Below are 25,804 nucleotides of genomic sequence, written 5' to 3' on the forward strand. Positions count from 1 at the left end.
CTGAAGCGGAGTCGTCGCGCCTCATCGCCGCATCCGGCCTGCACCCGGGGCGTTGTCGCGGTGAGCGGAGGCGCACACGGAATGACCATTGGCCACTGAGCTCCCGTGTGGTTGCATGAGGGAATGACCGGACTCCGGGGGGACAGGTCGAGAGGTGCACGGCTGCTTCTCGTCGTTGCGACGACCATGATGCTCGCAGGGTGCGCGACGGCCACCGCCGGCCCGCCGGGCGCATCGCCGTCTGCATCTCCGAGTCCCACTCCCACGGCAGCGTGCCCGCAGATCGAAGGCGTCGATCTGCCTCCGGACTGCGCGCCCTACGACCCCGACGACGCGATGGCGCAGAACGAGCGCTACCGCGATCGCGTCGACCTCTCGGAGGAGAGCCGAGCCGCCGCCGAGAAACCGGCGAACGACATCCGCGCCGGCCTCGAGTCGCTCCGCACTTCCGGCGGCCTGTCGGTCGCGGCTGTGGAGGAGGTCTTCGCCGACGCCGGCCTCGCCTACGTCCAGACGCTGGGCGACGAGCGGGCCGTGGCCTTCGGTGCAGCTGCTCCCGAAGGGGGATGCATCTTCGGCGAGGTCTCGGCCGACGTGCTCACGGTCGAGATCGGCGGCGTCATCATGGACGGCGGATGCCTGCCGGCAGTCGGGCACTGACCGACGGGTTGAGATCAGGCGTCAGTGCGGAACCCTGCGGCCTTGTGGGTGCCGTCGCAGAACGGCTTGATCGTCGAGAGGCCGCAGCGGCACAGCGCCACGGTGCGGCGCGTGACCTCGATCGGCTCGCCGTCGGATGACTCCAGCACCGCCGCGCCCCGCACGAGCAGCGGTCCGTCGGGGTAGGCGGTGATGGTGACGGCATCCTCGCGCGCGCTCATCGTGCGTCCCTCGGCCGCAGCGAGGATTCTCCGCGCGTCCACGAGTCGAGCATGTGGCCCGCTGCCCAGCCGTCCACGGTCAGGCAGGCGGCCGCGCCGAACATGATGTCGGGCAGCAGCTCGGGGTGATCCTCCGCCAACCCGCCGGCGAGGTCACGCGCCGCGATCTGCTCATGCACGGCATCCGCTTCGACGTGCTCATCGAAGTAGTCGGTCACGTCCTCACCGAACCCGAGGCGCCGCAGGCCGTCGGCGTACAGGCGGTTCGGGATCGACGAGGTCATCTCGAACGCGGCGAGGTGTCCGACGATGGCGCCGAGGAGGCGCCGGTTGACGCCGAACATCGACATCGAGTTCAGCGAGGCGAGCGTGATGGCCGGCACGTCGTCGACGTATCCGCCGTAGGTGTCGTCGAGTCCGGCGCCGCGCATCGCGCGAGCGAAGATCGTCGCGTGCACGCGGTCGGGCCGCCCGCCGCCGTACTCGTCGGACTGGATCTCGACGAGCGCCGCCTTCGCACGCCCGTGCAGGCGCGGGATCGCCCACGAGTGCGGGTCGGCCTCGCGCAGCGTGTAGATCGAGCGCTGCATGAAGAACTCGTGCATCTGCTCTTCCGTCGCCTTCTTCGCGACGTAGCGCGACAGGCTGGGACCCGTGTCGGCCTCGGCGAGGGCGAAGAGGGCCCGCCCGACGGCATCGACGGTCGGCTCGGGGAGTTCGGGCATCGGGACAGTCGCCCGCAGTGCCCGCTCGAACGCGTGCTCGAGGATTCCCCGTGTCGCGATCAACGCCGGATCCCACTCGAGGGCGGGGTCGAGCTCGGGAAGTGACCCGTACGACGAGGCGTAGAGCACGAAGAGCGCGAGCTGGATGTCGTCGTCGCGCACGACGTCATCGGTCGAAGCGAGCGCAGCCTCGGCCCTGGCACCGAGATCGTCGGCGTCTTCGCCGGTCAGTCGGCGGATGACGGCGTCGCTGAGGGGACCTCTCGCGGTGATGCCGTGAACGGCGGACGAAGTGAGTGCTGGCGCAGACATGGAGATGCTCCCAAGAGTCGGATGCTTGCAGTCTCACCCCGGTGATCAGCGCACGGGAAGGGGATTGACGGCGACGCATCGGATGCGGAAGGGCGGATGCCGCAGCGTCCGGATCTGTGACGTCGCTGCGCCGCCTAGGCTGGAACCATGAACAAGAACTCGCTCTGGACCATCGTCGGCGTCGTCCTCGCCGTGGTGATCGCCTGGTGGATCGTCAGCGCGCTGTTCTCGATCCTGTGGTTCATCGCCAAGCTGGCGATCGTGCTCGTCGTCGCGGTCGTGGTGTTCCTCGTGCTGCGCGGGCTCTTCACCTCGAAGGCCGACTGACCGCGCCCGACCGAAGGTCGCTGAGGGTCAGGCGACCGGGACGTTCGCCCCGATCCGATACCTCGCGGCGCGGTGCGTGTCCTGCACGCGGTCGCCCTTGCCCTGCAGCTTGTTGCGGAGGGTGCCCGGCGTGTACTCCTCGGGGTAGACGCCGCGTTCGCGCAGCACCGGGATGACGTGCTCGATGACGTCCTGCCAGGTGCCGGGAGTGACCGCGTAGGCGAGGTTGAAGCCATCGATGTCGGTCTCCTCCACCCACGACTGCAGCTCGTCGGCGATCTCGACGCCCGAGCCGACGATGGTCGGGCCGAGGCCGCCGATCGCGTTGTGGCGTCCGAAGTCGCCGACGGTCCACTCGCGTCCGAGGTCGGCCTCCTCCTTCAGGTGCTGCAGCACCGACTGGATGGCGTTCGACTCGACGTTGCCGACGGGCTCGTCCTCGGCGTACTGCGAGAGGTCGACGCCCATCCAGCCCGACATGAACGTCAGCGCGCCCTCGGGGCTCGCATACGAGAGGTACTCGGCGTGCTTCGCCGCGGCATCCTCGCTCGTCGCCCCGGTGATGACCGTGAGCAGCGTGTAGATCTTCGCGTCGTATCGGTCGCGGCCCGCCTCTTCGAGTGCGTCGCGGATGCGCTTCACGGTGCCGGCGAGCACCTCCTTCGACGGGGCGGCGACGAAGATCGCCTCGGCGTTCTCCGACGCGAAGCGCACGCCGCGGGGGCTCGCTCCGGCCTGGTAGATGACCGGCGTGCGCTGCGGTGACGGCTCGGAGATGTGGATGCCGGGAACGCTGAAGTGCTTCCCCTCGTGGCCGATGGGGTGCACCTTCGACGGGTCGGTGAAGATGCCGCGCTCACGGTCCTCGACGACCGCGTCGTCTTCCCACGACCCCTCCCAGAGCTTGTAGAGCACCTCGACGTATTCATCGGCATGGTCGTAGCGGTCGTCGTGCGCGAGCTGGTCCTCCTGGCCCATGTTGCGCGCGGCGCTGGGCAGGTAGCCGGTGACGACGTTCCAGCCGACGCGTCCGTTGGTCAGGTGGTCGAGGGTGCTCAGACGGCGCGCGAACGGGTACGGGTGCTCGAAGGCGGTGCCGGCGGTGATGCCGAATCCGAGGTGCTCGGTGACGGCGGCCATCGCGCTGACGAGCAGGATCGGATCGTTGACCGGCACCTGGGCGCCGTTGCGGATCGCCGCCTCGTTCGTCCCGCCGTAGACGTCGTAGGTGCCGAGGACGTCGGCGATGAAGATGCCGTCGAAGGTCGCGCTCTCGAGCAGCTTCGCGAGGTCGGTCCAGTACGAGATGGTGTTGTACTGGCGCGATCGATCGTCAGGATGCCGCCACAGGCCGGACGACTGGTGGGCGACGCAGTTCATGTCGAAGGCGTTGAAACGGATCTGACGGGTCATGGGGACCAGCAAACCCGTCGATCGACCTCCCGGCCACCCCGGTGACATGCGCCGACACATTCGCCGAGTGGTCGGGGCGGGTCAGTCGCGGTCGCGGTCGACGGTCTTCATGGTGGAGGTGATGGGTCGGGGGTCCGGCATGATCGTGTCGACCTGCGGTTTGGCATTCGCCTGCGCGCGGCACCACACGACGAATCCGACCGCGGTGAAGACGCCGTAGAACACGTACATCAGGCCCGTGGCGTAGAAGCCGGAGCTGAACAGCAGCGGCACGCCCACGATGTCGACGGCTATCCAGATGAGCCAGAACTCGGTCCAGCCCTTGGCCATGCCATAGGTGGCGAGCAGCGAGCCGACGAAGGTCCAGGCATCCGCCCACACGGGCTCCCACGAGCCGAGCGCGCGGAACAGGGGAGTGAGGGCGATCGTGCCGATCACCATCACGAGCACCAGGCCGATGCGGGCGCTGTTGGGCGCCCATCGCGGGGTCACGCGCCCACCGTTCGAGGCGGCCTGGCGCCAGCGCACCCAGCCGTAGATCGCGACGATGATGAACATGATCTGACGCCCGGCCTGGCCGAGCAGATGCGGCAGCTCGTGGTCGGGATTCAGGATCGACCCGAGGAAGACCGTGAGCAGCAGCAGATTGCCGACGATGCCGACCGGCCACGCCCAGATCTTGCGCTGCATGCCGCCGAGGGCGCTCGCCAGGCCGAACGCGTTGCCGACCACTTCGCGGATCAGCAGCACCTGACCGCCGGGGAGCACCCACTGCGAGTTGAAGGCGTCAGCGAGCCAGAGCAGCGGGTTCACGGGCGCTCGTCCGGGAACGGCCGCTCATCGAGCACCAGCTGCAGGAAGGTGAGATCGAGCCAGCGATCGAACTTGGCGCCGACCTGCGGCATCCGTCCGACCTGCATGAAGTCGAGGCGCTTGTGCATGATGATCGACCCCGTGTTGCTGCTCTCGATCGCCGCGACCATGACGTGCTTGCCGAGGCGTCGCGCGCGGTCGATGAGCTCGATCATGAGCGCCTTTCCGATGCCGCGCCCGCGCTGCCCCTCGCGCACATAGACGGAGTGCTCGACCGTATGGCGGTAGCCGCTGTGCGGGCGCCAGTCGCCGAATGTCGCGTAGCCGAGGACGCCGGTGTCGTCTACGGCGACGATCACGGGGTAGCCGCGCTCGGTGCGCTCGGCGAGCCAGGCGGTGCGGTCATCGACCGTGACGGCCTCTTCGTTCCAGATGGCGGTCGTGGTCAGCACCGCGTCGTTGTAGATGGCGGTGATCGCCTCGACGTCGGCGGTCTCGGCATCCCGGATCTGGTGGTCGCTCATCGGGTCTCCTGCATCTGCGCTCGGGTGCGCACGGGACGACGGTAGCAGGATGCCGGGGTGGGGTCGGTCTCCGAGGGCTCGCCGCGGCTTCCCTCCTGTGCCGCGTGCAGGACCGGGGCACGTCTGCAGGGCGAGATCCCTCAGATCCTCCTGCATCCATGCGGCGGCCCTGCAGACGGTCCGGGTCCACGGAGTCTCGGAGGGCTCGCCACGTCGGTTCAGGTGTGAAGTCGCCAGTGCGTCAGCTTGGCGGGATTGAGGACGACCCACAGCTGATCGATCACGCCGTCTTCGACGTGCAGGTTCATGACCGAGTGCACCCTCCCTCCGTCGCGGAACACCAGGCCGAGACCCTCGCCGAACTGCCTCTCCTCGACGGTGAAGTGCGGGTTCTTGGCTGCGATTCCGAGCAGGAAGCGCGCGACATTGTCGGCGCCGGCGCGTACGGGAAAGGGCTGGCGTCGGGGTCGCTGCGCGGCGACGGCGATGCTCTGCAGGGAGCGATCACGTTCGACGAATGGCTGCGCACCGAGGATCACGTGCGCGACGAGTGAGTCGGATCGCATGTCGGCATACCGACCGAGATTCGAACAGCGGCGTCAGTGTCAGACGTGCACGTCGGCGGGCGATTCCTCACCCTCGTGGAAGCTCGGCTTCTTGCCGATCAGGCGACCGATCCCGAGGATGATCCCCACGATGATCAGACCCGCGATCAGACCCGCGATGGCCGAGAACAGCGTGTCGCCGATCCAGACGATGACACCGCCGGCCGGCTCGAGGAAGTGCTCGATGCCGTGCAGGATGTCGGCGCCGAAGTGCACGCCGACCTCGCCGAGGTTCACGAGCAGCAGGTGCCCGCCGACCCACAGCATCGCGACGGTGCCGAGGATGCTGATGAAGCGGAAGACCGCCGGCATCGAGCGCACGATGCGCGTGCCCGTGTGGCGAACTCGCTGGGACGGGTTCTTCGCCATCTTCAGACCGATGTCGTCGATCTTCACGAGCAGGGCGACTGCACCGTAGACGACGCCGGTCATGAGCAGCGCGATCACGGCGAGGATCGCGAGGGTCGTCCAGATGTCGAGGCCGGCCTCGAGGTTGGCGAGCGAGATCAGCATGATCTCCGTCGACAGGATCAGGTCGGTGCGCACCGCGCCCCACACGAGCTTGTTCTCGTTGCGGGCGCTCTCATCGGCATGGCCGTGCTGCACGCCGAACCATTCGAGCACCTTCTCGGCCCCCTCGAAGCAGAGGTAGGCGCCACCGAGGATCAGCAGATACGGCAGCACCCACGGCGCGAAGGCGGTGAGCAGCAGCGCGATGGGGATGATGATGACGAACTTGTTCGCGAGAGATCCGAGGGCGATCTTCGCCACGACCGGCAGCTCGCGCGCGGGCGTGATGCCCTGCACGTACTGCGGGGTCACGGCGGCGTCATCGATCACGACGCCGGCGGCCTTGGCCGAAGCCTTCATCGCCGCGCTGAGAATGTCATCGACGACGGCGAGCAGTCCTACCGACATGTGTGTCTCCCTGGTGTGTATGTAGCGGAGCAACTCTATCGACTGCGCACAAACTCACAGCGCGCTCACAGTCCCGCGGGACCAAAACCGGCATCCTCCTGGTTCTCTTCTATGACGCTGCAGCCAGCCGCGTCGGACAAGGAGACAGACCATGTCGAACGAGTACAGCAAGACCCCCGAGGCCGTCAGCGACCTCACGCACCTGCAGTACGAGGTCACGCAGGAGGATGCGACCGAGCCGCCCTTCCGCAACGCGTACTGGAACACTCACGACGACGGCATCTACGTCGACGTCGTCTCGGGCCAGCCGCTCTTCGCGTCGACCGACAAGTTCGACAGCGGCACCGGATGGCCGAGCTTCACCAAGCCCATCGAGGCCGACGCCGTGACCACGCGCACCGACCGCACGCTGTGGATGAAGCGCACCGAGGCGCGTTCCAGCGGCGCGGACAGCCATCTCGGGCACGTCTTCGACGATGGACCCCGAGACGCAGGAGGACTCCGGTACTGCATGAACTCCGCCGCCCTGCGCTTCATCCCGGCTGACAGCCTGGAAGATGAGGGGTACGGTCGCTACCGTCACCTCTTCCCCACCCCCAACTCCGAGGAGAACTCATGACCGACACCGGAACAATCACCCGCACCCCCGGGACCGAGACTGCCGTGCTCGCCGGCGGCTGCTTCTGGGGCATGGAAGACCTCATCCGCCGCCAGCCCGGCGTGCTCGACACCCGTGTCGGCTACACCGGCGGCAGCAACGACCACGCGACCTACCGCAACCACCCGGGTCATGCCGAGGCTGTGGAGATCGTCTTCGATCCCACGAAGACGACGTACCGCGACATCCTCGCTTTCTTCTTCCAGATCCACGACCCGTCGACCAAGGATCGCCAGGGCAACGACATCGGCTCGAGCTACCGCTCGGCGATCTTCCCGCTCAGCCCCGAGCAGGAGGCCGTCGCGCGCGACACCATCGCCGACGTCGACGCCTCGGGTCTGTGGCCGGGCAAGGCCGTGACCACGATCGAGCCCGTCGGCCCGTTCTGGCAGGCCGAAGAGGAGCACCAGGACTACCTGATCAAATACCCCAACGGCTACACCTGCCACTTCCCGCGTGCGGGATGGGTGCTGCCGAAGCGCGAAGAGAACGCGACGGTCTGACCGTCACCCCGAGAGCCCTTCGTCTCCCCGAGACGGAGGGCTCTTCTCGTGCCCGCGGTCAGTGCTCGGGCAGACGGCTGCCGCTCCGGCAATGAAGGAGATCTCGCGGATCGAAGGAGCGGATGCTGAGAAGCATCCTTCGTTGCCTGAGATGTCCTCCGCTACGAGTGGGCAGGCGTGGCGCCCCGCGGTCAGCTCTCCGACAGGAAAGCGAGCGCGGCTTCCTTGAAAGCGCGCGATCCCGGTGCGTTGAAGTGGTTGCGATCGGGGATCTCGAAGAACTGTCCCTGCGGGGCAGCTGACGCCAGGGCGCGAGAGCCCTCGATGATGGCATCCTTCGACCCCGTCGCGAACAGGATCGGGCTCGCCGGCGCGTTCGACGGGTCGGGATCGATCGTCCGAGACGACCGCATCCCCTCGGCCAGCGCCACGAGCGCGCCGAGGTCGTTGCCGGGCACGCGCTCGGTCAGCGCGATGTAGTTCTGCGTCGTCGGATCCGCGACGGGCGTCCCGTCGGCGAGATACGCGCGCACCTGGTCGAGATCGAGCCGCGCGAGAGGGATGCCGTCCGGCACCCCTCCGAGCACGGCGCGGCCGATCCGGTGGGGCAGATCGCGCACGACCTCCCAGCCGACCCGGGCCCCGAGCGAGTATCCGACGTAGACGGCCTCGTCGACGAGATACATGTCCATGACCGTCTCGACGTCGGTCGCGAGAGTGCGGATGCCGTAGGCGTCGGCCTGGTGCGGCTTCTCGCTGAGCCCATGGCCCCGCTGATCGAGCGCGAGCACCCGATACCCCGCCTTCGTGAGCTCGCGCACCCACCCCGTGAGCACCCAGGTGTCGCGGGCGCTCGACGCGAAGCCGTGCACGATCACCGCCACGGGAGCATCCACATCACCCCAGGTGTAGGTCGCGAGGCGAGTGCCATCGGCGGCGTGCACCTGCTGGGGTTCGGGCATCTGGGTCAGGTCGGAGAGAGGAACAGCCACGGCATCCATTGTGCTCCCCCTGCGATGCCCGGAGACGCCGAGACCCACCGGCCCGAAGGGACGGTGGGTCTCGGTCCTCAGCGGAGGCGGCTCAGAAGCGAGCGCGCAGAGCGTCGCCCAGCGAGGCGTCGACGTTCGTCCAGTACTGGAAGAACCGCTCGCGGATCGCGTCGATCGTGATGCCCTGTCCCTGGCCGGTCAGCGTGTCGAGGAAGCGCGCGCGCTGCTCGTCGTCGAAGACCGTGCGGTAGAGCGTGCCCGCCTGACCGAAGTCGTCGTCGTCGAGGTGCAGGGTCGCGGCGGCGCGGATCAGCTCGCCGTCCGACTCCCAGCTCGCCTCGACACCGGCAGCGGGGTCAGCCGTGGGTCCGCCGGCGGGGCCGTAGGAGTTCGGCGTGTAGACGCGGTGCTCGGCCGGGTTGAACTTGTACTGCATCTGGCCTTCGTGCATGTAGTTGCGCACCTCGGCCGCGTGCGGCTGGTTGACCGGCAGCTGGTTGTAGTTCGCACCGATGCGGTAGCGCTGAGCATCCGAGTATGCGAACACGCGAGCCATGAGCATCTTGTCGGGCGAGATGCCCGTGCCGGGAACCTGGTTGCCCGGCGAGAAGGCGGCCTGCTCGATCTCGGCGAAGAAGTTCTGCGGGTTGCGGTCGAGGGTGAACGTGCCGACCTTGATGCGCGGGTAGTCCTTCTTCGACCAGGTCTTCGTCAGGTCGAACGGGTTGAAGCGGTAGGTCTTGCCCTCTTCGTAGGGCATGACCTGCACATAGACGTCCCACGAGGGGGCGTCGCCGCGAGCGATCGCGTCGAACAGGTCGCGACGGTAGTAGTCGGCATCCGATCCGGCGAGCTTCTCGGCCTCTTCGGCGCTCATCGCCTCGACGCCCTGCTTCGACAGGAAGTGGTACTGCACCCAGAAGCGCTCGCCGGCGGCGTTGACCCATTGGTAGGTGTGCGATCCGTAGCCGTTCATGTGGCGCCAGCTGCGCGGCAGGCCGCGGTCGCCCATGAGGTAGGTGACCTGGTGGGCGGACTCGGGGGAGAGGGTCCAGAAGTCCCACTGCATGTCGGCGTCGCGCAGACCCGAGTCGCCGAGACGCTTCTGCGAGTGGATGAAGTCGGGGAACTTCATGGCGTCGCGCAGGAAGAAGGTCGGAGTGTTGTTGCCGACGATGTCGAGGTTGCCCTCGGGCGTGTAGAAACGCAGCGCGAAACCGCGCACGTCGCGCCAGGTGTCGGGCGAACCCTGCTCGCCGGCGACCGACGAGAAACGCAGCAGCGTCTCGCTCTGAGCGCCCGGCTGGAAGGCCGCGGCACGGGTGTAGGCCGACACGTCCTCGGTGACGGTGAACGTTCCGAAGGCTCCGCCGCCCTTGGCGTGGGGGTTGCGCTCCGGCACGCGCTCGCGGTTGAACGACGCGAGCTTCTCGACGAGGTAGCGATCGTGCAGAACGGTGGGGCCGTCAGCTCCGACGGTGAGCGAGTGCGCGTCGCTCGCGACGGGGGTGCCCGTCTGGGTGGTGGTCGATGGGTCGGTCATGTTCTTCTCCTTCTGCACGCAGACACGACGATCATCCCGGGTGCCCGGGAGCGGCGTCGGATGCTACTGCGCGGCGTTCTGGCAACTGGGGCACAGGCCCCAGAAGGTCACTTCGGCTGTCTGGACGGTGAATCCCCCCGCCGAAGACGGGGTGAGGCACGGCGCTTCGCCGACGACGCAGTCCACATCGCCGATCGCACCGCACTGGGTGCACACGATGTGGTGATGGTTGTCGTCGATGCGCCGCTCGTAGAGCGCCGCGGAGCCTGCCGGTTCGATCCGGCGGATGAGGCCCGCCGTCGTCAGGTCCGCGAGGATGTTGTGCACCGACTGGATCGACGTCGTCGGAAGCACGTCGGACACGGTGCGGAAGATCCGCTCCGCATCCGTGTGGGCCATGGATTCCAGTGCCTCGAGCACGGCGACGCGGCCCGCGGTCGCACGCAGCCCGGCACCGCGAAGTGCCGAGTCGAGTTCTGTCTCCATGGCCCCGACTCTACCGTTTATTTTGAGTAACTCAAAAGAATGGCGTGTCGGGCGCGGCGGTTGCATCATCCTGGCTCATCCGTAGCGTGGAGGGATGTTCAGGAAACGAGCGGCGACGATCGGACTGGTCCTGATGGCGGGCATCGCGCTCGCCGGATGCACGGGAGAGCCGTCGGGGTCGGCGACCGGATCGACGTCTCCCTCGCCATCTCCGAGCGGCTCCGCGTCGACGGCGACTCCGGATGCCGACTCCGACGAGGCGCAGCTTCCGCTGCCCGTGGACGAGATCGCCGAGTGGGCGCAGACGGCGGTACCGGGGTCGGACTCTCCCGGATACGTCTTCGGCTTCTCCGGATGGATGAGCGAGAACAGCTCGGCCAACGACGTCACCAGCTTCACATCGCTCGAACCGGGGACCTATCAGGCGCAGTTCGCATGCCGAGGCGAGGGGACGATCGTGCTCACCGTCAGTGAACTCGATGAGGGATCGCCGTCGGAGCCGATCGCGTGCACGAACGAGACGATCGCGTTCGACGTCACGAATGCCCGGACCGGGGTGAGGTTCGAGCTCGCTCTCGACGGCGCTCCCACGATCAATGCGATCTCGCTCGTCACCGTGCCGTGAGTTTCCAGTGCTCTCGTTCCGCTGCGGGGGTCAGGACTCCGACGGTGCGAGGGGCAGCTCGAGGCCGTAGTTCCACGTCAGGATCGCCGGCTGCTCGCGATAGAAGCTCAGCACCGACACCGATCCGGCATCCAGCGTGATCTGCGCGCCGAAGCGCGGAGCGAGGCGCAGGTAGACGGCGGTGAGGATGCGGAGGAAGTGGCCGTGCGCGACGAGTGCCACATCGCCCTCGGTCAGCGCCGGCAGCACCCGTGTGAGCACGCGGGACGCGCGGGCGGCGACCTCCTCCACGGTCTCGCCCGGCGTCGCGCCCCGGATCACACCGTGGGTGAAGGCGCTCCAGTCGTAGCCGAGCTCCTCGCGGATGTCCTTCGTCGTGCGACCCTCGTATCCGCCGTAGTCCCACTCGACGAGCAGCGGATCGACCTCGGCGTGAAGCCCCGCGAGCTCGGCCGTGCGCCGAGAGCGCTCGAGGGGTGACGACAGGACGAGCGAGAAGTCGTAGTCGGCGACCAGCCTCCCGGCAGCGCGAGCGAGGTCTTCACCCCGCGCCGTGAGCGGGATGTCGGTGAGGCCGGTGTGGCGGCCGGCCCTCGACCACTCCGTCTCGCCGTGGCGCAGGAGGACGAGCTTTCCCGAGGGATTGTCGGGGGCGGGGCGATCGGGCAGCGGGTCGTACTCGGGAAGCGCAGGCACACCGCAACCGTAGTCCGCACGCGTGCCGACGGCACAGCCCCGCACCCTCACCGCGTGATGGTGAAACCTCCGCCGCGCACGCGAACCCTGCCGCCCTGTACAGCTTGGCCACGCTGCGACCCGTCGGCCTCGTAGGCTCGGCCCGATCCCGCAGCGAGGGGCGAGACTCGCTGATCGCGCCGAGCGCCGTTCGCGTACAGCACCGCGGAACCGGATGCCATGGCATACACGGCCGTGGACACCGCCGGCTGGATGACGAGAGCGTCGAGCCGCAGATCGCCGGTGCTCGTGCACCGGACGGTCACCGCATCGGCGGGAAGATCGCCACCGAGCAGCTGGGGAACGAGCATCCCGTCGGCCTCCGTGAGGCCGCGATCGCCCGTTCCTCCGGCAGGGGTTCGCGTGCTCCAGAGCCGCCTGCCACCGCGGAACACCTCCCACACCGCCTCTCCGGCATCCGCCTTCTGTCTCCAGACGAGACCGTGCAGGATGCCGCCGGCCTCTGTCACATCGAACTCGACCGACTCGCCCGCGGGAACCCGCACATACGCGGCTCCCGAGAGGTTGCCCTCGCCGATCCACGCGCCGCCCTCTGGCCGCACGACTTCGCAGCCCGCCGAGAGCCGAGCGCCCTCGGCATCGATCACCCGAAGTCCCGAGAACGAGGACAGGCCGGTGATCGATGTCGCGATGCGTGCGATGTCGCGGTTCGCGTCGAGCAGCAGCATCGTGAGCAGCCCGTGGATCGTGGACTCAGCCCCCGAGTTGCGATTCACGCGCCCGTCGGTCTCCACGCCGTCGAACGTCACGCCGGTGGCCGGGTCGTACACCGGGACGCCTGCGGTGTTCGCCCCGAAGAACCAGCTGGCAGTCAGCCCGGCGAGCACGCGCATACCGTCTCCGCCGACGGACGCCGCCTGTACGGCGCCCGCGACGCGGCCGTGTGCGCCGTACGCGATCTGCGCCTCCGCGGGCAGCGGCGCCCAGGCGTTGTGCGGTCCGCCCGAGGCGAGCACCTGCGGGGTGAACGTCCCCGCGTCCGCCACGGCCGCGGCGGTCCATTCTCGGCGGCGCAGCAGCGCACCCGCGCGAGCCAGTGCCTCCGGTGCGGCAGCGCCCCAGGCATGCCAGAAACCGAGAGACCCGGTCCACGGCAGAACGGCGCCGAACGGCCATCCCTTCGCCGGGTCGGTGGCCATCGCGGCCACCCCTTCTCCGTAGGTCTGCAGAGCCTGACGGCTGCGCGCATCTCCGGCCTCGGTCGCCGCAGCGAGCCCGAGCATGGCCTCGGCCGTCGCATCCGCGCCGCCGGCGATCAGCCAGGCGGGCAGATCCCGTCCGTCGCTGCGCACCCAGTGACCGGCACGCGACAGAGACTCGCGACCGAGCGCGTCGAGAGCGAGATGCAGCCGTGCGAGCAGGAATGCCGCGAACTCGGAATCCTCCCGCCGGAACGCCGCATAGCCCTCGCCGAATGCCCAGACCGAACGAGCGAGCCAGTAGGACTCGGCGGAGTCCGACGGGTCGGGCAGTTCGACGGGGATCGCACTGGGGTTCAGGGTGCCGTCCTCCTGCTGCCACAGCACCACCCGGCCGGCATTCGGCCCGCTCGTCGTCTGCAGGAACGCCAGCGACCTCAGCACATCGCGTGCCTCGTCGCGGGCCTGCGCGTCGCCGGTCGCCTTCCACGCGCGCAGGAACACGATCGCCGCTCGCGCGATGTCATCCGCGTTGTAGGCGCCCTGCGTCCAGTACCCGGTCACGGCGTCGCGAGTGCCGCCACCCACCGGACGGAATCCGCCCGCACCGTCGGTGTCGGCATAGGTCCACGGTGCGAGCACGCGGGGTGAGGCGTCGATGCCGAACGTGGTGTGCGTGGTACTCGCCACCACGGGAACCTCGGCGAGCAGGAAGCGCAGGTGTGCGAGGTTCGTGAGCCGCGCGCCTCCACCCGCGCCGATCGGTCGAGATCCGAGCGGCAGTGCGGCGGGCGCCGAGGCGTGCGCTCCGGCAGGGTCGAGCGGAAGCAGCGCGAGTGCAGAGGTCGCGGCTGCGGCGGTCAGGAACGTGCGTCGGGAGATGGACATGCTCTCATTCCTCGTTCGCGTCTCTCAGTGCCCGGCCCCAGGGCTGCGCGGGATCGTGGATGGCGACGGCCAGCGTCGTGTCGGACTGCCCGTAGTAGGCGAACCACTTGCCTCGGAACTTCACGAGTCCTTCGACGAACGTGACGTTCGACACCAGGCCGTTCATGTCCTCGAACGTCTGCGGCCTCAGCCACGGCTCCTGCAGGCGGGCGATCACCTTCGTCGGCTCGTCGGGGTCGATCGCGATCTGCCCGCACCGGTAGTCGACGTCGACCGATCCGTCGTCATGCACGACCCTCGTCGCGCCGTTCGTGAGGAACACCAGCAGTCCGTTGTCGGCGAGCACGGGCGAGGTGCCGATCTCGACGAGCGCTTCGTCCCAGGTGCCCGGGGTCGGCGAGTACATCGGATCGGTGTCGGCCGTGCCCGGCGTCCAGTGGATGAGGTCGTCGCTGGTCGCCCAGTAGATCGCCCCCTCGCCGAAGTACATCCACCATTTGCCGTGCATCTTCTGCGGCACGATCACGCCGGCCTTCGACCAGTTGAACCCACGCGGATCCATGGTCTTGAACGTGTCGAAGTCGTCGAACAGCGGGCCGTGCTTGGTCCAGGTGCGCAGGTCGGTCGAGGTGGCGAGGCAGAGCTGGGCGCTGCGTCGGTCCCATCCCGTGTAGGTCAGATAGTAGGTGCCGTCGATCAGCGCGATGCGCGGGTCCTCGCATCCGAAGCGCTCGTAGTCCTCTGAGGGGGAGAGGATCGGCGCGTCCTCGCGGGTGAAGTTCACGCCGTCGCTCGATCGCGCGATGCCGATGTGCGAGACGATGTCGTCGGCGTGCGCCCGATAGAGCAGCACGACCTCGTCGCCGTCGACGATCGCGGCCGGGTTGTAGAGATTGGCCGACTCCCAGCTGTCGCCTTTCGGTCGAAGGATGGGATTGGCCTCGTAGGGGACGAAGGGGCCCAGGGGGAAGGTTGCTCCGGTGAACATGGGGTGCCTTTCTGGCTAGCCTTTGACGGCGGCGCCGAGGTCGGTGGCTCGGAAGAACCGCTGGAAGACGATGAACAGGATGACGACGGGGAACGCGAGCGCCGTGGCGCCGGCGAGGATGGCCCCGTTGGGATTCGCCGTCGACTGCGCGACGTTGGAGATGTAGTTGGCGAGCGATACGGCGAGCGGCTGCAGCGACGCGTCCTTCGTGATGAGGAACGGCCAGAGGAACTCGTTCCAGGGGCCGATGAACGTGACGAGCACCACCGTGACGAGTACCGGCTTGATCAGCGGGATCGCGACGGACGTCAGCAGCCGGATCTCGCCGGCTCCGTCGATGCGCGCCGCCTCGAAGATCTCGACGGGCAGCGCCTTGAAGAACTGCACGAAGATGAACACCGCGGTCGTGTTGATGAGGAACGGCAGGATCATGCCCATGTATGAATCGCCGAGCCCGTAGTTGCGGGTGATCTGCACGTAGAGCGGGATCATCAGCAGCTGGAACGGCACCATCTGCACGAGCAGCATGAGCACCCAGATGACGCCACGGCCGCGGAAGTCGAGCCTCGCGATCGCATATCCGGCGAGCAGCCCGAACACCACGGTGCCCAGCAGCACACCCGCCGTGAAGATCAGCGAGTTGAGCAGGGAGCCCGCGAGGTCGATGCGGGAGTCGATCGCGAGGAAGTTGTCGACCGTCCACCCGCTCGTCGGGAAGAGCTCGCTGGGCGAGTTCGTCGGATTCTCCTGGAAGGCCCCGACCAGCATGAAGTAGAACGGGAAGGCGAAGCCGATGGCCGCGACCGTGAGCAGGATGAGGCTCAGGATGCGGGGCAGTGAACGCGTGCGTCTCATGGTCATCGCTCCCTGGTCGCGCGGTTGGCGGCGAGTGACAGCATCCCGACCAGGATCACGAGGATCATGCCGATCGCTGCCGCGGTGTCGGGGTTCTGCTGCTGGATGCCCAGCTGGTAGATCAGCAGCACGGGGGTCGACGAGGCGCCGTCGGGGCCACCGCCGTTGGTCAACAGGTAGGGCTCGGTGAAGAGGTTGGCTCCGGTGATGATCGACAGGATCAGCACGAGCGTGGTGGCGCTACGGACGCCGGGAACCGTGACGTTCCAGAATCGGGAGAATGCTCCCGCGCCGTCGGTCTCGGCCGATTCGTAGAGCTCCTTCGGCACGTTCTGCAGCGCCGCGAGATACAGCAGGATGTAGAAGCCCAGCTGCTTCCACGTGACGTAGAGCGCGATCATCGGCATCGCCAGCCCGCTGTTCACGAGCCACGACGGATCGGGGGCGAGCGGGCCGAGGATCGTGTTGATCAGACCGTTGCCCGAGAAGAGCAGCATCCACACGCCGACGAGCGAGACACTGGCCGTCAGATACGGCACGTAGAACGCCACGCGGTAGGCGGCGACCCAGCGGATGCCGGTGTTCAGCGCCGCGGCCAGCACGAGCGAGAGCACGGCGGTGAGCGGCACGTTGATGACGAGGAAGATCAGGGTGTTGCGGAACGAACCGAGCACTCTCGGGTCGGTGAGCACGGTCACGAAGTTGTCGAAGCCCACGAACGGTCGCTCGACCTCGACGTTGGGCGCGGTGAAGAAGTAGTCGTGGAAGGCGATGTAGACCGCGAATCCCAGCGGGAACGCGAAGATCGCCAGCACGAAGACCAGGTACGGCAGGGCGAACAGGCCGCCGATCGGTTGCGCACCCAGCAGTCGGGTGCGCAACCGCGCCCTCGGTGGCCGGCCCGCGGACGGGGCCGGGGCTGAAGTGCCCCCGGCCACGTCCGCGACGGCGTCGTCTCGGAGCGTCATCGCAGACTCATCACTCGGCGACGAGGTCGTCGATCTTCGTCGTGGCGTTCTTCAGGAAGTCGTCGATCGACTCCTTGCCGAAGATCACGGCGGCGGAGTACTCGTCGCGGAACGCCTGCCAGGCCTCCACGGAGTTCGGGATGCTGGGCACGTCGGCCGTCGCCTCGGCCTGCTCGGCGAACGCGACGTAGTTCGGGTTCGCATCGAAGTAGTCGGCGTAGGTCTCCGTGAGGTCGGTGCGCATCGGCATCTGACCGGTGGCCTCGAGCAGCTGTCCGTCGCTGTCGACGCTCGTCGAGAACTTCAGGAACTCCCACGCGGTGCCCTGGTTCTCGCACGCGGTGAACATGGAGACGCTCTTCGAGTCGGCGAAGGTCGTCGGGTTCTCGCGGCCGTCGCTGGTCGGGACCGGCATGAACCCGACGTCGACGGTCTCGGCGTACGAGGGGATCGCCCACGGACCGGCGAGCTGCATGGCGGTGGTGCCGGCGGACATCGCATCGTCGGTCGACGCCTCGTTCGGCGAGAGCTTCTCGTCATAGAACGTCTTCCAGAACTCGGCGACCTCGCGGCCGGCATCCGAGTCGACCGTCGCCTTGCCGTCTTCGACGAGCATGGTGCCGTCGGTCTCGGCGAGGTAGAGCGGGTAGAAGTCGAACCAGGGCTGGTAGAACTCGCTCGTCGGAGCCGGCCAGATGGCGCTCTGCACACCGGAGGCGACGATCGCCTTGGACCCCTCGAGGAACGCGTCGTACGTGTTCATCTGCGGGTCCTCGGGATCGATGCCCGCGGCCTGGAACAGCGCCTTGTTGTACATGACCATGACGGGGTTCGACTTCCAGGGCAGCTGGTAGAAGCTGCCGTCGGTCGAATACGAGTCGACCTCTCCTCCGCGCTCGGTGATGTAGTCGCTGCCGCCCTCCATGGTGCTGAGGTCGACGAGTCCGCCCTGCTTGACCCAGCCCGAGACGGCGGCCGGGGCCACGTTGTAGACGAGGCAGGGTGCGGTGCCGGCGGTGATCGCGGCGGTGATGGCCTCTTCCGACGACGAGCCCGCGGGGATCTCCTGAGCGTTGACCTTCTCGTCGGGGTGCTCGGCGTTCCAGGCGTCGACGACGGCGGTGCCCCAGGCGACCTCCTGCTCGTTGTTCGACAGCCAGATGTCGATGGAGCCGGTGCCGTCGGCCGAGGCGTCGCCGCCCCCGCCTCCTGACGAGCATCCGGTGGCGACGAGTGCGACGGCTCCCAAGAGCGCTGCTGCGCGGATCTTCTTCTTCATGTTGTCCTCCTTGACGCGATGGTTCGGGTGATCGTCTAGCGGGTGGTGCTCTCCCGGAAGTGCACGACGTTGCAGTCGACGACCTCGGTGCGCGGTTCGGCGCCGAGGATGTCGGCCTGCAGCAGGCGGGCTGCCGCGCGGCCACGTGCGGCAGGACCCGACGAGACGCTCGTGAGCGCAGGGGAGAGGTGGGCCGAGAGGTGGTCGTCATCGAAGCCGGCGATCGCGAGATCGCGGGGGATGCTGAGTCCGCTCGAGCGGGCGTACGACAACCCGGCGATCGCCATCGTGTCGTTGGAGTAGAGGATCGCGGTCGGTCGCTCGGGAAGCGCGAGCAGCTCGGCGGTGCGCTCACGACCGCTGGATGCCGTGAAGTCGCCCTCGCGCAGCAGTGCGTCTCCGCCCACGGCGTCGATGTAGGCATCCGCCCGCACCCGCGAGTGCACGTAGTCGAGAGGACCGGCCACGTGCGCGATGCGCTCATGCCCCTCGGCGCGCAGGTGGGCGATGATCTCGCGCACCGGGGCGTCGTCATCGGTGCGTACGCACGAGAAGCGGGTCGGCTGCTCGTAGGCGCCGACCAGCACGGCCGGCAGGCCGAGTTCTTCGAGCAGCGGCACGCGCCAGTCGTCGTTCCGAAGATCGAGGAGCAGGGCGCCGTCGGCCCGCCCGTGGCTGAGCGAGCGATAGGCGCGTTCCTCTGCGGCCCGATCGGGAACCACCTGCAGGATCAGGGCAGTCTCGGTCTCGGCCAGCACGGACTCGACGCCGGCGATGAACGCGGGGAAGAACGAGTCGTTCGCAATGACCTCGGGGTCGCGGGCCAGCACGACGGCGAGGGCGTTGGCCTTCTGGGTGGCCAGCGCGCGGGCGCTCTGGCTCGGCACCCAGTTCAGCTTCTCCGCGGCGGCGAGCACTTTCGCCCTGGTGTCGTCGGAGATGGGGCGCTTGCCGCTCATCGCGTGAGAGACGGTGGCCTTGGTGACTCCCGCCTCGCGGGCGACGTCGGCGATCGTCGTGCGGCTCATGCCACCTCCTCGTGGAAAATCGGGCTGATCGTCCGCATCTTCGCCAGGCGTCGGTTTAACCGGTTTGACAGGTGCGGGTGCAGCGAGTGTAAACCGGTTTGACGACGCCCGTCAAGAGGGCCGGACGGATGCCGACAGGGCGCGACCAGGGTCAGACGAAGGTGACGGTCTGCTGCAGTCGGGTGCGGACGTCAAACAGCTCGTTGCCGCCGATCGCTCGTGCGCCGGGCACTCCCTGGCGCAGCACCATCGCCAGGGCGCTGCGCCGCACGACCACGACGGGCACCCCGCGACTGCTGCCCAGAGGCGTGACGGCCTGTGCCAGGTCGTCGTCGGGGAGCACCATGATCAGACCGCCGAACTTCACCTTGGCGGCCTTCGCGACGGTGCGCATGCGGCCGAGCGCCGCGGTGACGGGCGCGCGTGTGCCGAGGCTCGGGCCGGTGATCTCGCCGCGGCGGAATCCGACGACGCCGCCGAAGTCCTCCGACATCACGCCGTAGAGACCCGACGGACTGAGCACGACGTGGTCGAGCTTGTCGTCGGGGTCGGCGCCGGTCGCGACGTCGTGCCAGACCGTGAATCCCATTCCGAGGGCGCTGACGGTGCGGGCCGTCGCCTCTTCCGCGAGGGCATCGGCGAGCAGCCGTCGCAGGTCTCGCGGCGCTGATCGCACGAGCGCCGGGTCGTAGGGATCGGGCACCTCGACGCCACGGCCGGCCCACTCGCGGATGAGTGAGAGGTAGCGCTCTCGACGCCATCCGCCGGGGTGGCCGTACGACCGCGCCCGGGGACGCGTGTCGGTGCGGGTCGCCGACTGCGGCCGCCAGCCGTTCCACTCCGGTTCGGCGGGGATGCCGGGGTGGGCGCCGGAGCGACGGTCATAGGCGGCGCGGCCCTCGGGCGTGCCGACGAGTTCCCACGCGCGCTGCACCTGGATGAACACGGCCGCGTCCCCTCCGGTGTCGGGGTGGGTCTGGCGCAGTCGCAGACGATAGGCGCGCCGCAGCTCGCCGTCGTCGACGGTGGGGTCCACCCCGAGGATCTCGTAGGCGGAAGCCGAGAGCGGGCTGTCGAACATCGCTCTCCTTCCGAGATCGCGTCATCCAGAATATCCGGGCGCTGTTGTGGATCAGCCGGGGACGTCGACGATGCGCTCCACGCCGGTCACCGGCACGACGGAACCGGCGGACGCCGCCGCGATGTCCTCGACGAGACGGTCGACCTCGTCCGCTGGTGCCCACACCTCGAACGTCGCCAGCGCTGCATAGCGGGCATCGCCGAGCGTCGCTCCGTGGTGCAGCACCCAGTCGCGCAGGAGGTTGTCGTAGCGCCCGGCATCCGCGTGCGAGACGTCGAACATCACCTGCGTCAGCGACTGCCGGTGCACCGGCGACGCGAGGTCGAGGGCCTCCGAGACCGCTGAGGAGTATGCCCGCACGAGGCCGCCGGCGCCGAGCTTGACCCCGCCGAAGTACCGCGTCACCACGGCCACCACGTCGGTCAGCTCTCGCCTGCGCAGCACCTCGAGCATCGGCACTCCCGCGGTGCCCGACGGCTCGCCGTCGTCCGACGAACGTGCCTGGTCTCCGAGGAGTCCGGTGACCATCGCTGCAGTTGTGCCGGGCATCCCACCACCGCTTCCGCAGCCGTGCGATCACGGCATCCGCCTCGTCGACTGAGGCGACCGGCTCGACAGTCGCGATGAATCGCGACTTCTTGATGACGAGCTCATGCTCCACAGGCGCGGCGATCGTCGCCGGGTAGCTGCGGGGCGGAGTCATCCGCCTCAGACTACCCAGCGCCGGCGCCGGCTCAACGGTCGACGAACGACATCTGCTGCGGGTTGTAGCGGTCGCCCTGCACCCCGACGCGAGCGGCGAGCTGGTCGAGATCCGCCATCTCGTCTGCCGAGAGCGCCACGGCCGCCGCTCCCGCGTTCTCGGCGATGCGCGAGGTGCGGCGGGTGCCGGGGATCGGCACGATCCACGGTTCGCGGGCGAGCAGCCAGGCCAGCGCGATCTGGCCGGACGATGCGTCCTTCGCCTCGGCGAGTGCCGTGACGTGACTCACGAGGGCCTGGTTCGCCGCCCGGTTCTCCTCGCTGAAGCGGGGGATCGTGCCGCGGATGTCTCCGTCTGCGAATGAGGTGGTCTGGTCGACGGTGCCGGTGAGGAACCCCTTGCCCAGAGGGCTGAAGGGTACGAAGCCGATGCCGAGCTCACCGAGCACCGGCAGCACCTCCGCTTCGGGATCGCGGGTCCACAACGAGTACTCGCTCTGCAGCGCGGTGACCGGCTGCACGGCATGCGCGCGTCGGATGGTGGATGCCGAGGCCTCGGAGAGCCCGAAATGACGCACCTTGCCTTCGGCGATCAGCTCCGACACCGTGCCCGCGACGTCTTCGATCGGCACGTCCGGGTCGACGCGGTGCTGGTAGAAGAGGTCGATCACGTCGGTGCGCAGGCGCCGCAGCGATGCCTCCGCGACGCGGCGGATCTGCTCGGGGCGGCTGTCGAGCCCGACGCTCTTGCCGTCTTCGATGCGCCACCCGAACTTCGTCGCGATGGCGACCTGGTCGCGGATCGGCTCGAGCGCCTCGCCGACGAGCTCTTCGTTGACATAGGGCCCGTACACCTCCGCGGTGTCGAAGAACGTGACGCCGAGGTCGAGAGCCGACCGCAGCACGCCGATCATCTCGTCGCGGCTGCCGGGGTTGGGTCCGTAGCTCTGCGACATCCCCATGCAGCCGAGTCCGACTGCCGAGACCTCGAGGCCCTGTCCGAGTGTGCGAGTGTGCATGTCGAGTCCTTTCGTCAGGGCCGACGCTACGCGCGCTGACGGCCCCGAGGGAGGGCCTGTCGGAACCTCCCACAGGCAGCCGCCGTTCACGATTCAGCACGAACAGTCCCGGACACCGCAGAACCGGCCGTTTCGTCAGGAATCGGCCGGCTCATGCTGAATTGTGAACGCCGAGCCGTCGCGACTACTCCGCCGAGTCGTCACGCAGGTAGGCGATGTGCGCGGCGTGCCGGGTCAGGTGGTTCTGCGACTTCCGCACGAACAGCCACGCGACGAGCAGCAGCACGAACCAGATCGGGGTCACGAGCAGCGCGGTCAGCGTGTCGGGCTGCGTCGTCAACGCCCACAGGATGAACACGAAGAACGCGAGCACGACGTAGACCATGAAGATGCCGCCCGGCATCCGGAACCTCGATGCGGCGACCTTCTCGGGCCGCCGGCGCCGGTAGACGAGGTAGCTGCACAGGAAGATCGTCCAGACGAACATGAAGCACACCGCCGAGACCGTGGTGACCATGTCGAACGCGGTGCCGATGTCCTTGCCGGCGTAGAGCAGCACGACACCCGACAGCAGCAGGATGCACGACAGGAACAGCGCGTTCTGCGGCACGCGGCGCTTCGACAGGCGTCCGAACAGCCGGGGCGCATCGCCGTCCTGTGCGAGCCCGAACACCATGCGCGAGGTCGAGTAGATGCCAGAGTTGGCGCTCGACATGGCCGAGGTCAGCACGACGAGGTTCACGACCGTCGCGGCGATGCCGAGGCCCGCGAGAGCGAACATCGCGATGAAGGGGCTCTCGCCCGCGACGTACTCGGTCCAGGGCGTGACGGCCATCAGGATGACGAGGGCGCCGACGTAGAAGAGCAGGATGCGGATCGGGATCGCGTTGATCGCCTTCGGCAGATTCTTCTCGGGGTCCTTCGTCTCGGCCGCGGCGGTGCCGACGAGCTCGACGCCGACGAACGCGAAGACAGCGATCTGGAACCCGGCGACGAAGCCCATGAACCCGTGCGGGAACATGCCGCCGTGATCCCACAGGTTCGCGAAGCTCGCCGTGCCCGCATCGTGCTGGAAGCCGGTGAAGATCATCACGAGACCCGTGATGATGAGCGCCACGATCGCCACGATCTTGATGAGCGCGAACCAGAACTCCATCTCGCCGAAGGCGGCGACGGTGGGCAGGTTCAGCGCGAGCAGGATGACGATCACCAGCACGCCGGGGATCCACAACGGGATGCCGGGGAACAGCGCATCCGTGTAGCCGGCGATCGCGATCACGTCGGCGACTCCGGTGACGACCCAGCAGAACCAGTACGTCCATCCGGTGAAGAACCCCGCCCACGGGCCGAGCAGGTCGCTGGCGAAGTCGCTGAACGACTTGTACTTGAGGTTCGAGAGCAGCAGCTCGCCCATCGCCCGCATCACGAAGAACAGCATGAAGCCGATGATCATGTAGACGGAGATGACCGAGGGGCCCGCGACCGAGATGGTCTTGCCGCTGCCCATGAACAGGCCGGTGCCGATCGCGCCGCCGATCGCGAGCAGCTGGATGTGCCGGTTGCTCAGTGCCCGCTTCAGGTGCTGCTCGTCGCCGTCGACCGACCCGTCCACCCCGACGGATCCGCCTGTCTTCTCTGTCGTCATCGCTCGAACCTCCGGTGTTCCGTGCCGCGTCCCGCTGCGGCATCCTTCCGACCGTACTTGGCGATCGGGGATGGCATCCAACCGAATCGATTCGATATCCTGGTACGACCCCCGATCATCCCCCAGTTCTGCGAGCCTCTTCTCTCATGGCCACCTCTCTGACCACGGGCCGTCCGTGGCGTGTCATCCTGTCGTTCTCCATTCCCCTGCTGCTCGGAAACGTCGTGCAGCAGATGTACCAGTTCGCCGACGCCGTCGTCGTCGGCCGGCACCTCGGCGTCGAGTCCCTCGCCGCCGTCGGCGCCACCGGCAGCCTGCTGTTCCTGCTCATCGGCTTCGCCTGGGGTCTGACCAGCGGTTTCGCGATCCCCATCGCGCAGGCGTTCGGAGCGGGTGACGGTGCCGCCGTGCGCCGCTCGGTCGCGACCGGCGTGATCCTGACCGGAATCACGAGCGTGGTGCTCACGATCGTCGCGCCCCTGATCGCCCGGCCCGTGCTCGAGCTGCTGCAGACGCCGGCCGAGCTCATGCCCGAGGCGACGGTCTTCACCCAGATCAGCTTCATCGGCGCGAGCGCGACGATGTTCTTCAACTACCTCTCGGCGATCATCCGGGCGATCGGCGACTCGCGCACACCGCTCATCTTCCTGACCGTCTCGTGCGCGCTCAACGTCGGCCTCGTGATCCTGATGGTCGGTCCGCTCGAGTGGGGAGTCGGCGGCGCAGCCCTCGCGACCGTCGTGGCCCAGGCCGTCTCCGTCGCACTGTGCCTCGAGTTCGTGCGCCGTCGCCTGCCGATGCTGCACCTGCGTCGCGCCGACTGGCGAGTCACCCGCGACGACTTCAGGGAGCACCTGCACCTCGGTCTGCCGATGGGATTCCAGGCATCGATCATCGCGATCGGCACGCTCACCGTGCAGGTGGCGCTGAACACGCTCGGCTCGGATGCCGTCGCGGCCTACACGACGGCATCCCGCGTCGACGGCCTCGCGGTCGCCTTCCTCTCGTCGCTGGGTCTCGCGTCGTCGATGTACACGGCGCAGAACCTGGGCGGGCGCCGCCCCGACCGCATCCGTCGAGGAGTCGTCGAGGGCACCTGGATGGCGATCGCCGCCGGCATCGCACTCGGCGTCATCATCATCGCGTTCGGCACGCCGATGGTGCGCCTGTTCGTCGGTGAGGGGTCCGACGAGGTCGTGCGACTCGCGCACCTCATGCTGATCATCAACGGATGCGGGTACTGGGCCCTCGGTGTGCTGTTCGTGCTCCGCGGTGCGCTGCAGGGCCTCGGCCACACACTCATCCCCACCGTCACGGGCGTGATCGAGCTGGTGATGCGCGTGGGAGCGGCGGTCGTGCTCGGCGCGCTCATCGGATTCGAGGGCGTCGCGCTCAGCAACCCTCTCGCCTGGCTCGGCGCGATCGTGCTGCTGGTGCCCGCGTACGTGCGCGCTCACCGGTCGCTCGCCCGCATGCCGGTCGACCCGATCGAGTCCACCGAGACGTCGGCGATGGCGATCATCGGCCCGACCGACGGCTCGATGGTCGTCGACGCGGTCGTCACCCAGCCGGTGCGAGTGGTCAAGAGGACACGGTTCGCACGGTTGAAGCGCCGCTGAACAACGCGTCACGGTTGAGGAACATCATCCTTCAGATGGATGCCCAGAATGCCGACACTTCGTAATGTTGGTGATGCGGAGGTTCCGCGGACCGGGGGGTCGTGATGACATCGTCAAGGGTGGCAAGCGAACTGGCATCGATACTGGTGCCGATCGGAGTGGTGGGGGCCGTGCTCGCGGCGCTGTGCGCGATCGTGGCGGGAGTCGCGATCATGCGCGGAGCGGCGGGTCTCGCCGGCGGAGCAGTAGGACTGTGGATCCCGAGCGCGATGCTCAGCACCACGGCATCGTTCGCGAATCAGTGGACGCCGCTGCTCGTGTCCGGCATCGTGCTCGTCGCGATGCTGGTGATCGGAGCCGTCGCACGCGGGATCGTCAACGCGGGCGAGCCTGCCCGTGAGGTCGCCCGCGCCGCGCGGATCCAGGCTGTCGTCGACGCGCCCGAGCCGACGGTCCCGGCGCGCTCCACGAAAGCGCCGAGCACCGGCAGTCAGCCTGCGCTCGCAGGCTGA

General features: G+C 68.1%; 28 protein-coding genes. 7 read left to right on the forward strand and 21 right to left on the reverse strand.

The genetic code is table 11. The features are described 5' to 3' along the window. The first annotated feature begins 123 nt into the window (after nucleotides 1–123). Nucleotides 124–660 (forward strand): hypothetical protein, encoded by a 537-nt coding sequence (locus AB0P11_RS13125; RefSeq protein WP_056275524.1) that lies wholly within the window; start codon nucleotides 124–126, stop codon nucleotides 658–660. Between the two features lie 14 nt (nucleotides 661–674). Here the strand turns inward: AB0P11_RS13125 and AB0P11_RS13130 are convergent, their stop codons facing one another. Both AB0P11_RS13130 and AB0P11_RS13135 read right to left on the reverse strand, forming a co-directional pair. Next, entirely contained in the window at nucleotides 675–881 is a 207-nt protein-coding gene (locus AB0P11_RS13130; RefSeq protein ID WP_053098184.1) for a CDGSH iron-sulfur domain-containing protein, read from the reverse strand. After that, nucleotides 878–1,918 carry an iron-containing redox enzyme family protein gene (locus AB0P11_RS13135; RefSeq protein WP_072592124.1) on the reverse strand — a complete coding sequence of 347 codons (1,041 nt, stop codon included), beginning with the start codon at nucleotides 1,916–1,918 and terminating at the stop codon, nucleotides 878–880. The genes AB0P11_RS13130 and AB0P11_RS13135 overlap by 4 nt, the downstream gene beginning before the upstream one ends. A gap of 147 nt (nucleotides 1,919–2,065) precedes the next feature. Here AB0P11_RS13135 and AB0P11_RS13140 point away from each other — a divergent pair, with 147 nt between their 5' ends. Further along, a complete protein-coding gene (locus AB0P11_RS13140) occupies nucleotides 2,066–2,245 on the forward strand; it encodes a hypothetical protein (RefSeq protein WP_053098182.1) in 180 nt (59 codons plus the stop codon). Nucleotides 2,246–2,272: 27 nt separating this feature from the next. On the opposite strand, the gene AB0P11_RS13145 is transcribed toward AB0P11_RS13140, so the two are convergent. The 5 genes from AB0P11_RS13145 to AB0P11_RS13165 form a co-directional block, all read right to left on the reverse strand. Then, nucleotides 2,273–3,658 (reverse strand): LLM class flavin-dependent oxidoreductase, encoded by a 1,386-nt coding sequence (locus AB0P11_RS13145; RefSeq protein ID WP_053098181.1) that lies wholly within the window; start codon nucleotides 3,656–3,658, stop codon nucleotides 2,273–2,275. Nucleotides 3,659–3,739: 81 nt separating this feature from the next. Next, complete coding sequence (pnuC, locus tag AB0P11_RS13150) at nucleotides 3,740–4,471, reverse strand: nicotinamide riboside transporter PnuC (RefSeq protein WP_187249190.1); 732 nt, start codon at nucleotides 4,469–4,471, stop codon at nucleotides 3,740–3,742. After that, nucleotides 4,468–4,995: a GNAT family N-acetyltransferase gene (locus tag AB0P11_RS13155; protein WP_056275511.1), complete on the reverse strand. Its 528-nt coding sequence runs from the start codon at nucleotides 4,993–4,995 to the stop codon at nucleotides 4,468–4,470. Before AB0P11_RS13155 ends, pnuC begins: the two co-directional genes overlap by 4 nt. Nucleotides 4,996–5,213: 218 nt before the next feature. Further along, a complete protein-coding gene (locus AB0P11_RS13160) occupies nucleotides 5,214–5,561 on the reverse strand; it encodes a hypothetical protein (RefSeq protein WP_363522399.1) in 348 nt (115 codons plus the stop codon). A gap of 39 nt (nucleotides 5,562–5,600) precedes the next feature. Continuing rightward, nucleotides 5,601–6,518, reverse strand: coding sequence for a DUF808 domain-containing protein (locus AB0P11_RS13165; RefSeq protein WP_053098178.1), 918 nt, complete (start codon nucleotides 6,516–6,518; stop codon nucleotides 5,601–5,603). A 151-nt stretch (nucleotides 6,519–6,669) separates the two neighbouring features. Here AB0P11_RS13165 and msrB point away from each other — a divergent pair, with 151 nt between their 5' ends. Further along, nucleotides 6,670–7,137 (forward strand): peptide-methionine (R)-S-oxide reductase MsrB, encoded by a 468-nt coding sequence (gene msrB, locus AB0P11_RS13170; RefSeq protein WP_053098177.1) that lies wholly within the window; start codon nucleotides 6,670–6,672, stop codon nucleotides 7,135–7,137. Next, nucleotides 7,134–7,679, forward strand: coding sequence for a peptide-methionine (S)-S-oxide reductase MsrA (gene msrA, locus AB0P11_RS13175; protein WP_053098176.1), 546 nt, complete (start codon nucleotides 7,134–7,136; stop codon nucleotides 7,677–7,679). The genes msrB and msrA overlap by 4 nt, the downstream gene beginning before the upstream one ends. Nucleotides 7,680–7,870: 191 nt before the next feature. On the opposite strand, the gene AB0P11_RS13180 is transcribed toward msrA, so the two are convergent. The 3 genes from AB0P11_RS13180 to AB0P11_RS13190 form a co-directional block, all read right to left on the reverse strand. Next, complete coding sequence (locus AB0P11_RS13180) at nucleotides 7,871–8,671, reverse strand: alpha/beta hydrolase (RefSeq protein WP_198032354.1); 801 nt, start codon at nucleotides 8,669–8,671, stop codon at nucleotides 7,871–7,873. Nucleotides 8,672–8,762: 91 nt separating this feature from the next. Beyond that, the gene (locus tag AB0P11_RS13185) at nucleotides 8,763–10,214 is read right to left on the reverse strand and encodes a catalase (protein WP_053098174.1); all 1,452 of its coding nucleotides are present in this window, start codon (nucleotides 10,212–10,214) and stop codon (nucleotides 8,763–8,765) included. Between the two features lie 63 nt (nucleotides 10,215–10,277). Continuing rightward, complete coding sequence (locus AB0P11_RS13190; protein WP_053098173.1) at nucleotides 10,278–10,700, reverse strand: Fur family transcriptional regulator; 423 nt, start codon at nucleotides 10,698–10,700, stop codon at nucleotides 10,278–10,280. 94 nt (nucleotides 10,701–10,794) lie between these two features. Here AB0P11_RS13190 and AB0P11_RS13195 point away from each other — a divergent pair, with 94 nt between their 5' ends. Then, complete coding sequence (locus AB0P11_RS13195) at nucleotides 10,795–11,325, forward strand: hypothetical protein (RefSeq protein WP_072592121.1); 531 nt, start codon at nucleotides 10,795–10,797, stop codon at nucleotides 11,323–11,325. 30 nt (nucleotides 11,326–11,355) lie between these two features. On the opposite strand, the gene AB0P11_RS13200 is transcribed toward AB0P11_RS13195, so the two are convergent. The 11 genes from AB0P11_RS13200 to cycA form a co-directional block, all read right to left on the reverse strand. Continuing rightward, nucleotides 11,356–12,021 carry a histidine phosphatase family protein gene (locus AB0P11_RS13200; RefSeq protein WP_082298058.1) on the reverse strand — a complete coding sequence of 222 codons (666 nt, stop codon included), beginning with the start codon at nucleotides 12,019–12,021 and terminating at the stop codon, nucleotides 11,356–11,358. Between the two features lie 47 nt (nucleotides 12,022–12,068). After that, nucleotides 12,069–14,108, reverse strand: a complete 2,040-nt coding sequence (locus AB0P11_RS13205) for a hypothetical protein (protein ID WP_056275498.1) — start codon at nucleotides 14,106–14,108, stop codon at nucleotides 12,069–12,071. Nucleotides 14,109–14,112: 4 nt separating this feature from the next. Beyond that, nucleotides 14,113–15,096: a glycoside hydrolase family 130 protein gene (locus tag AB0P11_RS13210; RefSeq protein WP_072592119.1), complete on the reverse strand. Its 984-nt coding sequence runs from the start codon at nucleotides 15,094–15,096 to the stop codon at nucleotides 14,113–14,115. A 15-nt stretch (nucleotides 15,097–15,111) separates the two neighbouring features. After that, nucleotides 15,112–15,951 (reverse strand): carbohydrate ABC transporter permease, encoded by an 840-nt coding sequence (locus AB0P11_RS13215; protein ID WP_053098169.1) that lies wholly within the window; start codon nucleotides 15,949–15,951, stop codon nucleotides 15,112–15,114. Nucleotides 15,952–15,953: 2 nt separating this feature from the next. Beyond that, nucleotides 15,954–16,919 carry a sugar ABC transporter permease gene (locus tag AB0P11_RS13220; protein ID WP_082586444.1) on the reverse strand — a complete coding sequence of 322 codons (966 nt, stop codon included), beginning with the start codon at nucleotides 16,917–16,919 and terminating at the stop codon, nucleotides 15,954–15,956. A gap of 10 nt (nucleotides 16,920–16,929) precedes the next feature. After that, nucleotides 16,930–18,198, reverse strand: a complete 1,269-nt coding sequence (locus tag AB0P11_RS13225) for an extracellular solute-binding protein (protein WP_363522405.1) — start codon at nucleotides 18,196–18,198, stop codon at nucleotides 16,930–16,932. A 35-nt stretch (nucleotides 18,199–18,233) separates the two neighbouring features. Beyond that, nucleotides 18,234–19,226 (reverse strand): LacI family DNA-binding transcriptional regulator, encoded by a 993-nt coding sequence (locus AB0P11_RS13230; protein WP_056275491.1) that lies wholly within the window; start codon nucleotides 19,224–19,226, stop codon nucleotides 18,234–18,236. Nucleotides 19,227–19,377: 151 nt separating this feature from the next. Beyond that, nucleotides 19,378–20,307, reverse strand: coding sequence for a DnaJ domain-containing protein (locus tag AB0P11_RS13235; protein WP_053098165.1), 930 nt, complete (start codon nucleotides 20,305–20,307; stop codon nucleotides 19,378–19,380). Nucleotides 20,308–20,358: 51 nt separating this feature from the next. Beyond that, entirely contained in the window at nucleotides 20,359–20,856 is a 498-nt protein-coding gene (locus tag AB0P11_RS13240) for a YigZ family protein (protein WP_363522408.1), read from the reverse strand. 185 nt (nucleotides 20,857–21,041) lie between these two features. Continuing rightward, a complete protein-coding gene (locus AB0P11_RS13245) occupies nucleotides 21,042–22,028 on the reverse strand; it encodes an aldo/keto reductase (protein ID WP_285363518.1) in 987 nt (328 codons plus the stop codon). 184 nt (nucleotides 22,029–22,212) lie between these two features. Beyond that, complete coding sequence (gene cycA, locus AB0P11_RS13250) at nucleotides 22,213–23,673, reverse strand: D-serine/D-alanine/glycine transporter (RefSeq protein WP_363522411.1); 1,461 nt, start codon at nucleotides 23,671–23,673, stop codon at nucleotides 22,213–22,215. A 146-nt stretch (nucleotides 23,674–23,819) separates the two neighbouring features. On the opposite strand from cycA, the gene AB0P11_RS13255 reads away from it, so the two are divergent. Both AB0P11_RS13255 and AB0P11_RS13260 read left to right on the forward strand, forming a co-directional pair. Continuing rightward, entirely contained in the window at nucleotides 23,820–25,292 is a 1,473-nt protein-coding gene (locus AB0P11_RS13255; protein ID WP_056275468.1) for an MATE family efflux transporter, read from the forward strand. 119 nt (nucleotides 25,293–25,411) lie between these two features. Further along, nucleotides 25,412–25,804, forward strand: a complete 393-nt coding sequence (locus tag AB0P11_RS13260) for a hypothetical protein (protein ID WP_150115131.1) — start codon at nucleotides 25,412–25,414, stop codon at nucleotides 25,802–25,804.

The organism is Microbacterium sp. NPDC079176 (assembly GCF_040686675.1).
Lineage (GTDB): Bacteria > Actinomycetota > Actinomycetes > Actinomycetales > Microbacteriaceae > Microbacterium.

What these genes read in the sequence shown, in the direction of transcription:
- AB0P11_RS13125 (WP_056275524.1), top strand. Translation starts at nt 124, where the DNA reads ATGACCGGACTCCGGGGGGACAGGTCGAGAGGTGCACGGCTGCTTCTC.
- AB0P11_RS13130 (WP_053098184.1), bottom strand. Translation starts at nt 881, where the DNA reads ATGAGCGCGCGCGAGGATGCCGTCACCATCACCGCCTACCCCGACGGA.
- AB0P11_RS13135 (WP_072592124.1), bottom strand. Translation starts at nt 1,918, where the DNA reads ATGTCTGCGCCAGCACTCACTTCGTCCGCCGTTCACGGCATCACCGCG.
- AB0P11_RS13140 (WP_053098182.1), top strand. Translation starts at nt 2,066, where the DNA reads ATGAACAAGAACTCGCTCTGGACCATCGTCGGCGTCGTCCTCGCCGTG.
- AB0P11_RS13145 (WP_053098181.1), bottom strand. Translation starts at nt 3,658, where the DNA reads ATGACCCGTCAGATCCGTTTCAACGCCTTCGACATGAACTGCGTCGCC.
- AB0P11_RS13155 (WP_056275511.1), bottom strand. Translation starts at nt 4,995, where the DNA reads ATGAGCGACCACCAGATCCGGGATGCCGAGACCGCCGACGTCGAGGCG.
- AB0P11_RS13160 (WP_363522399.1), bottom strand. Translation starts at nt 5,561, where the DNA reads ATGCGATCCGACTCACTCGTCGCGCACGTGATCCTCGGTGCGCAGCCA.
- AB0P11_RS13165 (WP_053098178.1), bottom strand. Translation starts at nt 6,518, where the DNA reads ATGTCGGTAGGACTGCTCGCCGTCGTCGATGACATTCTCAGCGCGGCG.
- msrB (WP_053098177.1), top strand. Translation starts at nt 6,670, where the DNA reads ATGTCGAACGAGTACAGCAAGACCCCCGAGGCCGTCAGCGACCTCACG.
- msrA (WP_053098176.1), top strand. Translation starts at nt 7,134, where the DNA reads ATGACCGACACCGGAACAATCACCCGCACCCCCGGGACCGAGACTGCC.
- AB0P11_RS13185 (WP_053098174.1), bottom strand. Translation starts at nt 10,214, where the DNA reads ATGACCGACCCATCGACCACCACCCAGACGGGCACCCCCGTCGCGAGC.
- AB0P11_RS13190 (WP_053098173.1), bottom strand. Translation starts at nt 10,700, where the DNA reads ATGGAGACAGAACTCGACTCGGCACTTCGCGGTGCCGGGCTGCGTGCG.
- AB0P11_RS13195 (WP_072592121.1), top strand. Translation starts at nt 10,795, where the DNA reads ATGTTCAGGAAACGAGCGGCGACGATCGGACTGGTCCTGATGGCGGGC.
- AB0P11_RS13205 (WP_056275498.1), bottom strand. Translation starts at nt 14,108, where the DNA reads ATGTCCATCTCCCGACGCACGTTCCTGACCGCCGCAGCCGCGACCTCT.
- AB0P11_RS13210 (WP_072592119.1), bottom strand. Translation starts at nt 15,096, where the DNA reads ATGTTCACCGGAGCAACCTTCCCCCTGGGCCCCTTCGTCCCCTACGAG.
- AB0P11_RS13215 (WP_053098169.1), bottom strand. Translation starts at nt 15,951, where the DNA reads ATGAGACGCACGCGTTCACTGCCCCGCATCCTGAGCCTCATCCTGCTC.
- AB0P11_RS13220 (WP_082586444.1), bottom strand. Translation starts at nt 16,919, where the DNA reads ATGACGCTCCGAGACGACGCCGTCGCGGACGTGGCCGGGGGCACTTCA.
- AB0P11_RS13225 (WP_363522405.1), bottom strand. Translation starts at nt 18,198, where the DNA reads ATGAAGAAGAAGATCCGCGCAGCAGCGCTCTTGGGAGCCGTCGCACTC.
- AB0P11_RS13230 (WP_056275491.1), bottom strand. Translation starts at nt 19,226, where the DNA reads ATGAGCCGCACGACGATCGCCGACGTCGCCCGCGAGGCGGGAGTCACC.
- AB0P11_RS13235 (WP_053098165.1), bottom strand. Translation starts at nt 20,307, where the DNA reads ATGTTCGACAGCCCGCTCTCGGCTTCCGCCTACGAGATCCTCGGGGTG.
- AB0P11_RS13240 (WP_363522408.1), bottom strand. Translation starts at nt 20,856, where the DNA reads ATGCCCGGCACAACTGCAGCGATGGTCACCGGACTCCTCGGAGACCAG.
- AB0P11_RS13245 (WP_285363518.1), bottom strand. Translation starts at nt 22,028, where the DNA reads ATGCACACTCGCACACTCGGACAGGGCCTCGAGGTCTCGGCAGTCGGA.
- cycA (WP_363522411.1), bottom strand. Translation starts at nt 23,673, where the DNA reads ATGACGACAGAGAAGACAGGCGGATCCGTCGGGGTGGACGGGTCGGTC.
- AB0P11_RS13255 (WP_056275468.1), top strand. Translation starts at nt 23,820, where the DNA reads ATGGCCACCTCTCTGACCACGGGCCGTCCGTGGCGTGTCATCCTGTCG.